Genomic DNA, 12,158 nt, shown 5'->3' with positions numbered 1-12,158 from the left:
CCGTCCCCCCGGGTGTCTCAGAACTTGTTGCGCGGCGTGATGCCCAGCGAGAGCCCCGACAGGCCGCGCTGACGGCCGCCGAGCTTGCCCGCGATCGTGCGCAGCGCGCCACCGGCGGGGGACTCCGGGTCGGAGAGGACCACGGGGGTGCCCTCGTCGCCGCCCTCGCGCAGCCGCACGTCGATCGGGATGGCGCCGAGGACGGGGACCTGCGCGCCCGTGGTGCGGGTCAGGCCGTCCGCGACGAGCTGACCGCCGCCCGTGCCGAAGATGTCGACCATCTCGCCGCAGTGCGGGCACGGCATCCCGGACATGTTCTCGACCACGCCGACGATCTTCTGGTGCGTCTGCACCGCGATCGACCCGGCCCGCTCGGCGACCTCGGCCGCCGCCTGCTGCGGGGTCGTCACCACGAGGATCTCCGCGTTCGGCACGAGCTGGGCGACGGAGATCGCGATGTCGCCCGTCCCCGGCGGGAGGTCGAGGAGGAGGACGTCCAGGTCGCCCCAGTACACGTCGGCCAGGAACTGCTGGAGCGCCCGGTGCAGCATCGGGCCGCGCCACACGACGGGCGCGTTGCCCGGCGTGAACATCCCGATCGAGATGACCTTCACACCGTGCGCGGACGGCGGCATGATCATGTTCTCGACCTGCGTCGGGCGGCCGTCCGCACCGAGCATCCGGGGCACGCTGTGCCCGTAGATGTCCGCGTCCACGACACCGACCTTGAGGCCGTCGGCGGCCATCGCCGCCGCGAGGTTCACCGTCACGGAGGACTTGCCGACCCCGCCCTTGCCGGAGGCGACCGCGTAGACGCGGGTCAGCGAGCCGGGCTTCGCGAAGGGCACCTCGCGCTCGGCCTGCCCGCCGCGCAGCGCGGTGGCCAGCTCCTTGCGCTGCTCGTCGCTCATGACGTCGAGGCCGACCGCGACCGAGGTGACGCCCGGCACCGCGCCGACCGCCGCCGTGACCCGCTCGGTGATGGTGTCGCGCATCGGGCAGCCGGAGACGGTCAGGTAGACCGAGACCGCGACGGCGCCGTCCTGCGCGATCTCCACGGATTTGACCATGCCCAGCTCGGTCAGGGGCCGGTGGATCTCGGGGTCGTTCACCGTCGCGAGCGCCGCCTGGATCGCGTCCTCGCTCGGCAGTGTGGGCGTGTCGGAAGCCATGTACCCGATGGTACGGCGCCGCCCGCGCCCGCCCGACCGGGCCTCGCGTCGCCTTCGTCACCCCGCCGGTGGCACGCGCCCCGGCCCGGCCCCCGCGGGGGAGCGGGCCCGCCCCGGCCCGCACGGCCCCGCGCTCAGCGCCGCTCGCGCTCCGGCTCCTCCCCGGCCCGCTCCCCGCCCGCCCCGCGCTCCTCCAAGTCCCGGACGAGGTCCTGGAGTTCCGACCTGATCCAGTCACGGGTCGCGACCTCGCCGAGGCCCATGCGCAGGCTCGCCATCTCCCGGCTCAGGTACTCCGTGTCCGCGATCGACCGCTCGTTCTGCTTGCGGTCCTGCTCCAGGTTGACGCGGTCGCGGTCGTCCTGGCGGTTCTGCGCGAGCAGGATCAGCGGCGCCGCGTACGAGGCCTGGAGCGAGAGCATCAGCGTCAGGAAGATGAAGGGGTAGTTGTCGAAGCGCAGCGCGTCGGGCGCGGCGATGTTCCACACCACCCAGACGATGATGATGACCGTCATCCAGACGATGAAGCGGCCCGTGCCGAGGAAACGCGCGATGCGCTCCGAGGCCCGCCCGAAGGACTCCGGGTCGTAGTCGGGAAGCAGCCGCCTGCGCGGGGGTCGCGGCACGTCCAGCCGCGGCCGCGAGCGCCCCGCGGCGCGCTCCTTGCCCGTGCCCTCGCGGCGCTCCCGCTCCCGCTGCCCCTCCGCCTCGCCGTGCCGCCGCCGCGCCTGCCCGCGCCGCTCGCGCAGCTCGTGGAGCCGGTCCCGCACCGCCTCGACCTGCTGCTCGCGCTCCCGCTCGCCGCCGCCCCGCTCAGCCATGCCGCCCCGCCTCTCCGCGCCCGCCGTCCCCCGCGCCGCGCGCCTTTCCGGCGCCCTCCCGCGCGGCCCGCGCCGCCGGGGCCTCGCCCGTGCGCGCCGCCCGGTCGGCGGGGACCTCGCCCGAGAGCTGGTACTCCGTCTCGCGCCAGTCGTCCGGGAGCATGTGGTCGAGCACGTCGTCCACCGTGACGACACCGAGCAGTGCCCCCGAGTCGTCCACGACGGGCGCCGCCACCATGTCGTACGTGGCGAAGAACCCGGCCACCTCCGGCAGCTGCGCCTGCGGCGCGAGCGGCAGCAGATCGTCGTCCAGCATCCCGCTGACCAGCGTGAACGGGGGATCGCGCAGGAGCCGCTGGAAGTGCACCGTGCCGAGGTACTTGCCCGTCGGGGTCTCGTCGGGCGGGCGGCACACGTAGACCTGCGCGGCGAGCGCGGGAGAGAGGTCCGGGTTGCGGACCCGGGCCAGGGCCTCGGCGACGGTCGCGTCCGGGCGCAGCACGATCGGCTCCGTCGTCATGAGCCCGCCCGCCGTGCGCTCCTCGTACGCCATGAGCCGCCGCACGTCGGCGGCGTCCGAGGGCTGCATGAGCGTGAGCAGCCGTTCCTTCTCGGCCTCGGGCAGCTCGCCGAGCAGGTCGGCCGCGTCGTCCGGGTCCATCGCCTCCAGGACGTCGGCTGCGCGCTCGTCCTGGAGCTTGCCGAGGATCTCGATCTGGTCGTCCTCGGGCAGTTCCTCCAGCACGTCCGCGAGGCGGTCGTCGTCCAGCGCGTCGGCCACCTCGGCGCGCCGCTTCGCCGAGAGGTGGTGCAGGACGTTCGCGAGGTCGGCGGGGCGCAGCTGCTCGAAGGTCGCGAGCAGGTTCTCCGCGCCCTGCCCCTTCTCCTCCAGCGAGAACCCGGCGAGCGCGGACCACTCGACCGTCAGCGTCTCGCCGCCGCGCCGCCCGCTCCCCTTCCACGGCAGCCGCCCGCGCGCGGCCGGCATCTTCCGTACGAAGACGCGGTCGATCTCCCACTCGCGCCGCGCCGGGAGCTGCGTGACCGAGACGTCGAGCACGGTCACCTCGTCGCCCGTCTCCACGAGCCGCAACCGCCGGTCGAGGAGTTCACCGAGCACGAGGCGTTCCCCGGCCCGCTGCTCGAAGCGCCGCACGTTGAGCACGCCCGTCGAGATGACCTGCCCGGACTCGATCCCGGAGACGCGCGTCATCTGGAGGAAGATCCGCCGCCGGGTGGGCAGCTCCACCATCAGCCCGAGCACGCGCGGCGGGCGCCGCCCGACCCGCAGCGTCGCCACGAGGTCGCGCACCCGCCCCACCTGATCGCCGTTCGGGTCGAAGACGGCCATCCCGGCGAGGTGCGAGACGAAGATCCGCGGAGCGCCACCGGCCACCGGCCACCTCCTCCGTATACCGGCACGAACATCTCTTTACGGGGCGGGATCAGGCTAACCGCTGACGGCGCCCACCGCCGGACCGCTGGGCCGGACGGACGCGGCGGAGCGCGTCGGCCGGGGCGGGCGGGGGAGCGCGGCGGACGGGGGCGGGGAGCGTGGCGGATGGCGGATGGCGGATGGCGGATGGCGGATGGCGGGTGGGGGAGCGTGGGCGCCGGGGGTGGCGGAGTGCGGCGCAGGGCGCGGGGAGTGCCGGAGCCGGACGTGGGGCCTGCGGTACGGGAGCCACGGGCCGCCCCGGTACGCTGCGGGCCCAGGCCCCGTGTCCCCCCGATCCCGGATGAGAGGCTCGCCCCCAGGTGACCCCCCGCGCCCTGCCCCGACCGACCAGGACCGTTCTCGCGGGCGCCGTGTGCGCCGCCCTCCTCGGGGGGCTCGGCGCCTGCGCCGACGACCCGGACGAGGGCACCAACGGCGTCGGCGAGCTCTCCGCCGAGCAGATCCACCGCAAGACCGTCGCGGCGGCGGGCGGCGCGCGTTCCGTACGGCTCAAGGGCAGCCTCATCAGCGGCGGGCACACCTACACCCTCGACATGCGCCTGACCGCCGAGGGCGGCACGGGCACGGTCCGCACCAAGGGCGCCGCGTTCTCCCTCCTGCGCGTCGAGAAGCACCTCTACCTCCGCGCGGACGCCGCCTTCTGGGAGCACGAGGCGGACGACGCCAAGGGCGGCAGCGCGAGGACGGCGGCGGGCAAGCTCGACAAGAAGTACGTCAAGGTGCCGCCCAAGGACCCCTCGTACCAGCGACTGAGCCTCTTCACCGACAAGAAGGCGCTGCTCGACGGGCTCCTCGGGCTGGACGGCGAGGTCGTCACCTCCGGGCGCGGCGAGAGCGGCGGCGTCCGCACCGTTCGCGTCGCGGGCGACAAGGGTGCGGGCGCGCGTGTGGACGTCTCGCTGGAGGGCGAGCCGTACCCGCTCAAGCTGCGCCGGGCGGGCGACGCGGGCACGGTGGCGCTGAGCGCCTGGAACGCGGCGCTCGACCTCAAGGAACCGGGGCTGGACGAGACGGTGGACTACGGGGACAGACTGCTGCCGCGGACGTGAGGGCGCGGGGCGCGCGCCCGGCCTGGACCGGTCCGCGCGCGGCGGCTCACCTCTTCTTCCGCCGCCGCCCGAGAACGAGCTTCGGCAGGGGCGCCGGCCGGGTGACCCGCGTCGAGGCCGGGCTCGGCGGCGGGGGAGCGGCGAGCGAGGAGTCCGGCGCGGGCAGCGTCCCCGTCTCGTACGCGGGGACGAGGCGCAGCACCCGGCACTCCCGCGCCCAGCGCTCCGGCATCCGCTCCGCGTCCGCCGCGTTGAGCCGCTTGCCCCGCAGCTCGCCGACCGCCGCCTCCCAGCCGGGCGAACGGGCCGTCAGCTCCTCGATCCCGGCCCGGAAGGTCACGAGCCGGACGCCCTTGTCCTTGCTCCGCACCGTCACCTCGGCGGCGCCGCCCGCCGCGAGCCCGGGCAGCGGCTGCTCCCCGGGCCCGTCCCCGACGAGCAGCACCGCGCCCTCGTGCCACACGTGCCACAGCGCGCGGGCCGGATCGGTGCCCTCGCCCCTCACCCAGACGAGGGACGACTTCTTCGCGGCTTCCTCGACAAGGGCGCGGTCGAGCGGGCTGGCGGCGGCAGTCATACGAGCAGCGTAGCCACCCGCGCGGGCGCCGCCACCCGCGCGGGCACCGTCACCGCCCGGCGGCGGCAGCGGGGCCCCGGGGAGCCGGCCGCGGCCCCTCAGAGCCAGCCGTTGCGCTTGAGGGTGCGGTGGATGCCGAGGCAGATCACGAGGATCGCGCCGAGGACCATCGGATAGCCGTAGGTCCAGCGCAGCTCCGGCATGTGCTTGAAGTTCATCCCGTACACGCCGCAGATCATCGTCGGCACCGCGATGATCGCCGCCCACGAGGTGATCTTGCGCATGTCCTCGTTCTGGGCCACGGTCGCCTGCGCGAGGTTGGCCTGGAGGATGGAGTTGAGCAGTTCGTCGAAGCCGACGACCTGTTCGTGGACGCGCGCGAGGTGGTCGTGCACGTCGCGGAAGTACTTCTGGATGGCGGGGTCGATGAGCCGCATGGGGCGCTCGCTGAGCAGGTGCATCGGGCGCAGCAGCGGCGCGACGGCCCGCTTGAACTCCAGGATCTCCCGCTTGAGCTGGTAGATCCGGCTCGCGTCCACTCCGCGCGAGGCGCCTTTGCCCGGCGCGGTGAAGACCTCCGTCTCGACCTCGTCGATGTCGTCCTGGAGCGCGTCGGCGACGACGAGGTAGCCGTCCACGCAGTGGTCGACGAGCGAGTGCAGGACGGCCGAGGGGCCGTGCGCGAGGAGGTCCGGGTCGCCCTGGAGGCGGTGACGCAGGCCGCGCAGCGAGCCCTGCCCGCCGTGCCGGACGGTGATCACGAAATTCCGCCCGGTGAAGCACATGATCTCGCCGGTCTCGACGATCTCGCTCGTCGCGGTCAGTTCCTCGTGCTCGACGTAGTGGACGGTCTTGAAGACGGTGAAGAGCGTGTCGTCGTAGCGCTCCAGCTTCGGGCGCTGGTGGGCGTGGACGGCGTCCTCGACGGCGAGCGGGTGGAGACCGAAGCCGGCGGCGATGCCGGCGAACTCGGCCTCGCCCGGCTCGTGCAGCCCGATCCAGGCGAAGCCGCCGCCGAGCCGGACGAGTTCGACGGCCGCGTGCGGGGTCAGGGCGTGCGCGGTGGGCACCCGGCGGCCCTCGCGGTAGACGGCGCAGTCCACGACCGAGGAGTTGACCTCGGGGTGACGGTCCGTCTCGTGGGGGGCGGGCACCTTTCGGGCGGAGGGGCGGACCACGGCACGCAGGCTGGGGATCATCGACATGGTGCTGCTCCTTCGTGCGCGACCGGGCGTACCGGGCGGAACCTCCCGAAACGAGGGCGTGCGCCGCACCGGGCACGTCCGCACATCGGGGAGCACCGCGAGGAGCGGTGCGCGGTCTGCGCTGCTGACGGGGTCTCCCGCGCGAACGGGAGGGGGGATCAGGCGGTGACGAAGTGCTCTTCCGTGTGCCCCGCGATCAGCGGCGAGAACGGAAGGGAAAGAGGCGTTTACCCCCGTGGGACCCGGGTATGTACGGCCTCAAGTTCCGGTCCGGGCCCCAGGAGCGGGGCACGGCACCGTCAAGCGGAAGAGCGGGTGGTACTGCACGGTCGACTTCGATCCATGGAGCCCCACCTCCTCCAGCCGGTCCCTCGCGGGACGGGTGACCCGGACATCCGGGAGTACGGCGGCCGGGCTGAAAGCGCGCTTCTGCACGCTGCCCTGACCGGCGGCCAAGACTAGCAGTCGGCCGTCCTGTCAATCCCCGTTTTGCCCGCGCGATACGCCTTGCCTACGCGGCCTTTACGCCACGGGCCGCTTTTCCCTGCCCGCCCACGCGCGCCCCGCGCACCCCCGCCGCGTACAGTCGCGGGCATGGCAGCCGACGTACTCGCCCTGGTGGAGGCCCGACTGAGCAGCGCGCTCGGCGCGAGCGACGCCCGCGCGGGCATCACCTTCCTCGGCGCGGAACGCATCGAGGTCCTGCGCTTCCCCGACACGCGGGAGGACTCCGCGCCCCTCGTGCGCTACGCGACCCTCGGCATGTCGGCCGCGCCGATGACCGACCCCTCGGCGTTCCTCGCGGACCCGGTGAAGGGCCCGCGCGCCGAACTCGTGCTCTCGGTACGGGCCGGGCGCGCCGATACGGACAAGGTCCTGCGCCCCCTCGCGGTACTCGCCGCCTCGCCGCAGGTCGAGGGCGTCGTGATCGCGCCGGGTGCCTCGCTCGACGTGGGCGAACCGCTGTGGCCCGGCGCCCCCTTCACCTCGGTCCTCGTCGCCGAGCCCGGTGGCCTGGTCGAGACCCTGGACCTCGACCCGCCCCTCGCCCCGGTCGCCTTCCTCCCCCTCCTCCCCATGACCCCCCACGAGGCCGCCTGGAAACGCGTCCGCGGCGCCCAGGCCCTCCAGGAGAAGTGGCTCGCGCACGCCACGGACCTGCGCGACCCGCTGCGGGGCTCCGTACCGCTGGACTGAGCGGACCGCAGACCGCTACCCGCACCCTTACGGGGACCCGCTGCCCCCCCGCCGGCGGGGCGCCCCGGCCGTGTCCGCGAGGGCCGCACCCCTCCTCCACCCTGCCCCGCCCCCCGTTCCCGAGTGGCCGGGTCACGACCTCGGACCTTGACGGAGGCACGTGCGGCGGGGACCGTGGGCCGTATGAGGGGGGACGTCCGTTGTCCGCGCTGCGGTGGCCGGGTGAGCGCGCCCGGTCTCTTCGCCGACGAGTGGCGCTGCCCCGCCCACGGTGCCGTACCCCCCCTGCGCCCGGCGCTGCCGCCCGGGCCCGAGGAACTGGCCGCCGTCGTACGGTGCGCGCGGGTCCCGGTGTGGATGCCGTGGCCGCTCCCCGTCGGCTGGCTCTACGCGGGCGCCACCTCGGCGGGCGACGCCAGGACCGGGGCGCTCGCCACCGTCCTCGCCTGCGCCGGCCCCGGCCCGCAGGGCACGAGCGAACTCCTCCTTGTCGCCGAACGGCCCGGGCTCGGCCTCGGCGCCCACCTGGCCGGGGTCCCGGGCACGGCGCCCGACGAGGGCAAACCGGCGGCCGGCACGCTCCTCGCCGCCGGGCGCCCCGTCACGCTCTGGCGCCTCCCCGAGGCCCCGCCCGACCGCACCGTCCTCCTCGGCGACACGGACGGCGTGCGCCTGTGGCTCGTCGGCCGCCCCGAGGGCGCCGCCGCCCTCGCCCCGGAGGAACTCGTCCTCGCCGACCTCCGCGAAGCCGCGTCCGAACTGGAGTTCCTGCCCTACGGAGCGCTGTCCCCCTCCCTCCTGGCTGGCCCCCGCCCCTGAGCGCGTCCGCCCCGCCCCGCCGGGCGCCGGACACGCGCCCCGCGCGCGGGCCCTATCCTGGAACGCGCCCGGCGATCCCGGGCCCCGGGCAGCGGCCCCGCCGCCCCGTACCGAACCCCGCCCCGAAGGAGCCCGTGCCGTGCGTGTCGATCTGCACACCCACTCCACCGCCTCCGACGGCACGGACACCCCCGCCGGACTCGTCGCCGCCGCTGCCGCCGCCGGGCTCGACGTCCTCGCGCTCACCGACCACGACACGACGCGCGGCCACGCCGAGGCCGCCGCCGCGCTCGCGACGCTCGACCGCCCGCTCACCCTCGTGCCCGGCGCCGAACTGTCCTGCCGCTCCGGCGGCATCGGCGTCCACCTCCTCGCCTACCTCTTCGACCCCGGGGAACCGGAGCTGCTGACCGCGCGCGAGCTGATCCGCGACGACCGCGTCCCGCGCGCCAAGGCCATGGTCGAGAGCCTGCGCGGCCTCGGCGTGCCCATCACGTGGGAGCAGGTCGCGCGCATCGCCGCCGGCGGCTCCGTGGGCCGCCCGCACCTCGCCTCCGCGCTCGTCGAACTCGGCGTCGTGGAGACGGTCTCGGACGCCTTCACACCGCAGTGGCTCGGCGACGGCGGGCGCGCCTACGCGCCCAAGGCGGAACTCGACCCCGCCGAGGCGATCCGCCTCGTCAAGGCCGCGGGCGGCGTCAGCGTCCTCGCCCACCCGCTCGCCGCCTCGCGCGGACGCACCCTGAGCGAGGAGGCCATCGCGGCCCTCGCCGCCGCCGGGCTCGACGGCATCGAGGCCGACCACCCCGACCACGACCCGGCCGCCACCGCCCGCGCCCACGCGCTCGCCAAGGACCTCGGCCTCCTCGCGACCGGCTCCAGCGACTACCACGGCACCCGCAAGACGATCGCCCTCGGCGCCCGCACGACCGATCCCGAGGTCTACGCCGAGATCATCCGCCGCTCCACGGGAGCCTTCCCGGTCCCCGGCGCCGGCGGAGCCGCCCGCACCGCCTGAACCACCCACCCGCCTCCGGCCAATCCCACCCGGGCCCCGGCCGGCTTCCGCGCGCGCCCCCGTCCGGCCCCGTACCAAGGCCGGGCGGGGGCGCGGGCGAGCGCCCCGCCGAGCGCGGGGCGCACGCACGCCCCGTCCACCCGTCCCCCGTGAACCTCACTCTCTCGGGACGTCTCGCTGCTGCAGAACCTCACGAAGGGACTCAGGTGTTGTCCATTGTTGCTACTCGGTTTAATGCTGCGTGCGGCTCGCTCTTCCTGACCCTCTTCGTGATCATGGACCCGCCCGGGATCACCCCGATCTTCCTCGCCCTCACCGCGGGCCGCCCCGCCAAGACGCAGCGGCACATGGCCTTCCAGGCGGTGTGCGTCGCCTTCGGCGTGATCGTCGTCTTCGGCATCCTCGGGCAGCAGATCCTCGACTACCTGCACGTCTCGGTGCCCGCGCTGATGATCGCGGGCGGGCTGCTGCTCCTGCTCATCGCGCTCGACCTGCTCACCGGCAAGACCGACGAGCCCCAGCAGACCAAGGACGTCAACGTCGCCCTCGTCCCGCTCGGGATGCCGCTCCTCGCGGGCCCCGGCGCGATCGTCTCCGTCATCCTCGCCGTGCAGCACGCGGACTCGGTGAGCACCCAGCTCTCGGTGTGGTGCGCGATCCTCGCCATGCACCTCGTGCTGTGGGCGACGATGCGCTACTCGCTCGTCATCATCCGCGTCATCAAGGACGGCGGCGTCGTCCTCGTGACCCGGCTCGCGGGCATGATGCTCTCCGCCATCGCGGTCCAACAGATCATCAACGGGGTCACGCGGGTCATCAAGGGAGCCTGAGCCCCCCGCGCACACGAGGGCCCCCGTCCGGCGTTCGCCGGGCGGGGGCCCTGAGTCATCATCAAAGGTGCGACGGCCGTGCGGAGGCCGTCACGGAACATGGCGTTACGAAGCCGGAGCCTCTGCCGGGCGGATGTAGAGCCGCTGACCGATCTCGGCCGCCTGCTGAACGATCCGGTTGACGGAGGCCGCGTCCACGATCGTGCTGTCCATCGCGGAACCGGTCACGTCGTCGAGGCGCATGATCTCGAAGCGCATGGGGCTTCTCCCTTCGTCCGGGTGATCCTCCAAAGGAGAACTGTGATGCGAGGGTGTGGACCCAGTGTCGCGCCCGTACCCGGCACAGGGCGTTGCCCGTCCGTTACGAGTGGATTGCGAGACTGGGGTATCCCCGCTCCGAATGGGTACAACGAGTTGCCCTGAGCAAACATTCCCTTGGCTAAGGAAAACTTTCAGTGCCCTAAGTACTTGACAGGGACGAACCCCTCGTACCCCCCTGCTCCTCCCCGCACACCTGCGCACCACCTCGCGCGGTTGTGCGCGCCCCGCGCCGATCGGGACAATGAGCCCCCTATGAACCAGGAAACCGTGGACCTCGGCGCCCGACTCGACCGCATCGACCGGCACCTCGCCCAGATCGCGGGGGAACTCGCCGGAGCCGCGACGCACGCGATCTTCGTCGACGCCGGCTACCTCTACGCCGCGGCCGGTCGGCTCGTCGCGGGCACCGAGGACCGCAAGGGCTTCGACCTCGACGCCCAGGGCCTGATCGACGCCCTCGTGGACTGCGCGAGCCACGTCTTCCCGCACAGCAGACTCCTCCGCGTCTACTGGTACGACGGCGCCAGGCGCCGCATCCACACCGCCGAACAACAGTCCATCGCCGAACTGCCCGACGTCAAGGTCCGGCTCGGCAATCTCAACGCCAACAACCAGCAGAAGGGCGTGGACTCCCTCATCCGCGGCGACATCGAGTCCCTCGCCCGCCACCGCGCCATCGGCGACGCCGTGCTCCTCGGCGGCGACGAGGACCTCGTCCCCGCCGTCGAGGCCGCGCAGGACTTCGGCGCCCGCGTCCACCTGTGGGGCATCGAGGCCCCCGAGGGCCTGCGCAACCAGGCCGACCCGCTCCTGTGGGAGGCCGACGCGCAACGCACCCTCGACCTCGCCTTCCTCAAGCCCTACGTGGCCCGCCGCACCGTCGTCACCTTCGACGACGCCGTCGTCCCCCGCCCCACCTGGGACGACGTCCACTTCGTCGGCAAACGCGTCGCCGCCACCTGGTACAGCACCAAGGGCCCCGAAGCCCTCGCCGCGCTCCTTCCCGGCCCCTACCTGCCCGGCCCCGTCGACCAGGACCTCCTCATCGAGGCCGAAGCGCTCCTCCAGTACTCGCTGCGTGCCCAGCCCGACCTGCGCCGCGCCCTGCGCGACGGCTTCTGGGAACACGTACGCACCCTCTTCCCGACCCCGGACAGCGGACCGGAGACGGGCGTGCGGGGCTGAGGGACGGGGGGCCGGGGGCGGGGGAGCTGAGGGTGTGGATACCCGGGGGCCGGGTTGGCCGGCTCAGGGTGTCGCCGGGTGCGCGTCCCAGAAGGCGAGCAGCGCCGCCGCCGTCTCCGCCGGGCGGTCCGTGTTGGGGGAGTGCCCGGCGCCCGCGACACGGGTCCGGTCCGCCCCGAGCCGGAGCGCCATCGCGTCCAGCCACTCCACCGGCCACGTGTCGTCGCTCTCGCCCGACACGACGTGCACCGGAACCCCGCACGCCGCCAGCTCATCGACCCGGTCCGGCTCCGTCGCCAACTGCTTCCCGGTGGTCAGGAGTTGCGCGGTACGGGTGCGGAGCCACCGCTCGCGCAGCCGCCGGTCCCGCTCGGTGGCCGGGCGCGCCGCGGCCTCGGCGGCGGCCGGCGACTCCAGCGCCGCCATCGCCTCCCACACCGCGCCCTTCTCCATCGCGCCGAGCGCCTGCGAGAGCAGCGCCAGCTTCTCGATCTGTCCCTGGGAG

13 protein-coding genes are annotated in these 12,158 nt (G+C 74.1%); 6 read left to right on the top strand and 7 right to left on the bottom strand.

The features are described from left to right. Positions 1 to 17 precede the first annotated feature (17 nt). From SSBG_RS08425 to SSBG_RS08415, 3 genes are all read right to left on the bottom strand, one after another. On the bottom strand, positions 18 to 1,151 hold the full coding sequence (locus tag SSBG_RS08425; protein ID WP_008745770.1) for an Mrp/NBP35 family ATP-binding protein: 1,134 nt from the start codon (positions 1,149 to 1,151) through the stop codon (positions 18 to 20). A 155-nt stretch (positions 1,152 to 1,306) separates the two neighbouring features. Continuing rightward, positions 1,307 to 1,921: a DUF1003 domain-containing protein gene (locus SSBG_RS08420; RefSeq protein ID WP_008745769.1), complete on the bottom strand. Its 615-nt coding sequence runs from the start codon at positions 1,919 to 1,921 to the stop codon at positions 1,307 to 1,309. Positions 1,922 to 1,985: 64 nt separating this feature from the next. Then, positions 1,986 to 3,389: a magnesium transporter MgtE N-terminal domain-containing protein gene (locus SSBG_RS08415; RefSeq protein ID WP_008745768.1), complete on the bottom strand. Its 1,404-nt coding sequence runs from the start codon at positions 3,387 to 3,389 to the stop codon at positions 1,986 to 1,988. Positions 3,390 to 3,766: 377 nt separating this feature from the next. On the opposite strand from SSBG_RS08415, the gene SSBG_RS08410 reads away from it, so the two are divergent. Next, positions 3,767 to 4,501 carry a hypothetical protein gene (locus SSBG_RS08410; protein WP_008745767.1) on the top strand — a complete coding sequence of 245 codons (735 nt, stop codon included), beginning with the start codon at positions 3,767 to 3,769 and terminating at the stop codon, positions 4,499 to 4,501. A 46-nt stretch (positions 4,502 to 4,547) separates the two neighbouring features. On the opposite strand, the gene SSBG_RS08405 is transcribed toward SSBG_RS08410, so the two are convergent. Both SSBG_RS08405 and SSBG_RS08400 read right to left on the bottom strand, forming a co-directional pair. Further along, positions 4,548 to 5,078: a hypothetical protein gene (locus SSBG_RS08405; RefSeq protein ID WP_008745766.1), complete on the bottom strand. Its 531-nt coding sequence runs from the start codon at positions 5,076 to 5,078 to the stop codon at positions 4,548 to 4,550. A 98-nt stretch (positions 5,079 to 5,176) separates the two neighbouring features. After that, positions 5,177 to 6,283: a magnesium and cobalt transport protein CorA gene (locus SSBG_RS08400; protein WP_008745765.1), complete on the bottom strand. Its 1,107-nt coding sequence runs from the start codon at positions 6,281 to 6,283 to the stop codon at positions 5,177 to 5,179. Between the two features lie 594 nt (positions 6,284 to 6,877). On the opposite strand from SSBG_RS08400, the gene SSBG_RS08395 reads away from it, so the two are divergent. The 4 genes from SSBG_RS08395 to SSBG_RS08380 all read left to right on the top strand — a co-directional run bounded on the left by SSBG_RS08395 (position 6,878) and on the right by SSBG_RS08380 (position 10,147). Further along, the gene (locus SSBG_RS08395; protein WP_008745764.1) at positions 6,878 to 7,480 is read left to right on the top strand and encodes a suppressor of fused domain protein; all 603 of its coding nucleotides are present in this window, start codon (positions 6,878 to 6,880) and stop codon (positions 7,478 to 7,480) included. 183 nt (positions 7,481 to 7,663) lie between these two features. Continuing rightward, on the top strand, positions 7,664 to 8,299 hold the full coding sequence (locus SSBG_RS08390) for a DUF6758 family protein (protein ID WP_199781351.1): 636 nt from the start codon (positions 7,664 to 7,666) through the stop codon (positions 8,297 to 8,299). A gap of 139 nt (positions 8,300 to 8,438) precedes the next feature. Then, positions 8,439 to 9,317: a PHP domain-containing protein gene (locus SSBG_RS08385; RefSeq protein ID WP_008745762.1), complete on the top strand. Its 879-nt coding sequence runs from the start codon at positions 8,439 to 8,441 to the stop codon at positions 9,315 to 9,317. Between the two features lie 209 nt (positions 9,318 to 9,526). Then, on the top strand, positions 9,527 to 10,147 hold the full coding sequence (locus SSBG_RS08380) for a MarC family protein (RefSeq protein WP_008745761.1): 621 nt from the start codon (positions 9,527 to 9,529) through the stop codon (positions 10,145 to 10,147). A gap of 105 nt (positions 10,148 to 10,252) precedes the next feature. Here the strand turns inward: SSBG_RS08380 and SSBG_RS33590 are convergent, their stop codons facing one another. Next, entirely contained in the window at positions 10,253 to 10,405 is a 153-nt protein-coding gene (locus SSBG_RS33590; RefSeq protein ID WP_008745760.1) for a hypothetical protein, read from the bottom strand. A 315-nt stretch (positions 10,406 to 10,720) separates the two neighbouring features. On the opposite strand from SSBG_RS33590, the gene SSBG_RS08375 reads away from it, so the two are divergent. Further along, positions 10,721 to 11,653 carry an NYN domain-containing protein gene (locus tag SSBG_RS08375; protein ID WP_008745759.1) on the top strand — a complete coding sequence of 311 codons (933 nt, stop codon included), beginning with the start codon at positions 10,721 to 10,723 and terminating at the stop codon, positions 11,651 to 11,653. A gap of 63 nt (positions 11,654 to 11,716) precedes the next feature. Here the strand turns inward: SSBG_RS08375 and SSBG_RS08370 are convergent. After that, positions 11,717 to 12,158, bottom strand: a 442-nt coding sequence (locus SSBG_RS08370) for an alpha/beta fold hydrolase (RefSeq protein WP_037869256.1), incomplete at its 5' end; no start/stop codon positions are given.

Origin of the sequence: Streptomyces sp. SPB074, assembly GCF_000154905.1 — a bacterium.
GTDB lineage: Bacteria > Actinomycetota > Actinomycetes > Streptomycetales > Streptomycetaceae > Streptomyces.
This window is presented reverse-complemented; position numbering and strand designations above follow the sequence as displayed.

Coding starts and splice junctions, on each gene's coding strand:
- SSBG_RS08405 (WP_008745766.1), bottom strand. CDS start 5,078: ATGACTGCCGCCGCCAGCCCGCTCGACCGCGCCCTTGTCGAGGAAGCC.
- SSBG_RS08400 (WP_008745765.1), bottom strand. CDS start 6,283: ATGTCGATGATCCCCAGCCTGCGTGCCGTGGTCCGCCCCTCCGCCCGA.
- SSBG_RS08395 (WP_008745764.1), top strand. CDS start 6,878: ATGGCAGCCGACGTACTCGCCCTGGTGGAGGCCCGACTGAGCAGCGCG.
- SSBG_RS08390 (WP_199781351.1), top strand. CDS start 7,664: ATGAGGGGGGACGTCCGTTGTCCGCGCTGCGGTGGCCGGGTGAGCGCG.
- SSBG_RS33590 (WP_008745760.1), bottom strand. CDS start 10,405: ATGCGCTTCGAGATCATGCGCCTCGACGACGTGACCGGTTCCGCGATG.
- SSBG_RS08375 (WP_008745759.1), top strand. CDS start 10,721: ATGAACCAGGAAACCGTGGACCTCGGCGCCCGACTCGACCGCATCGAC.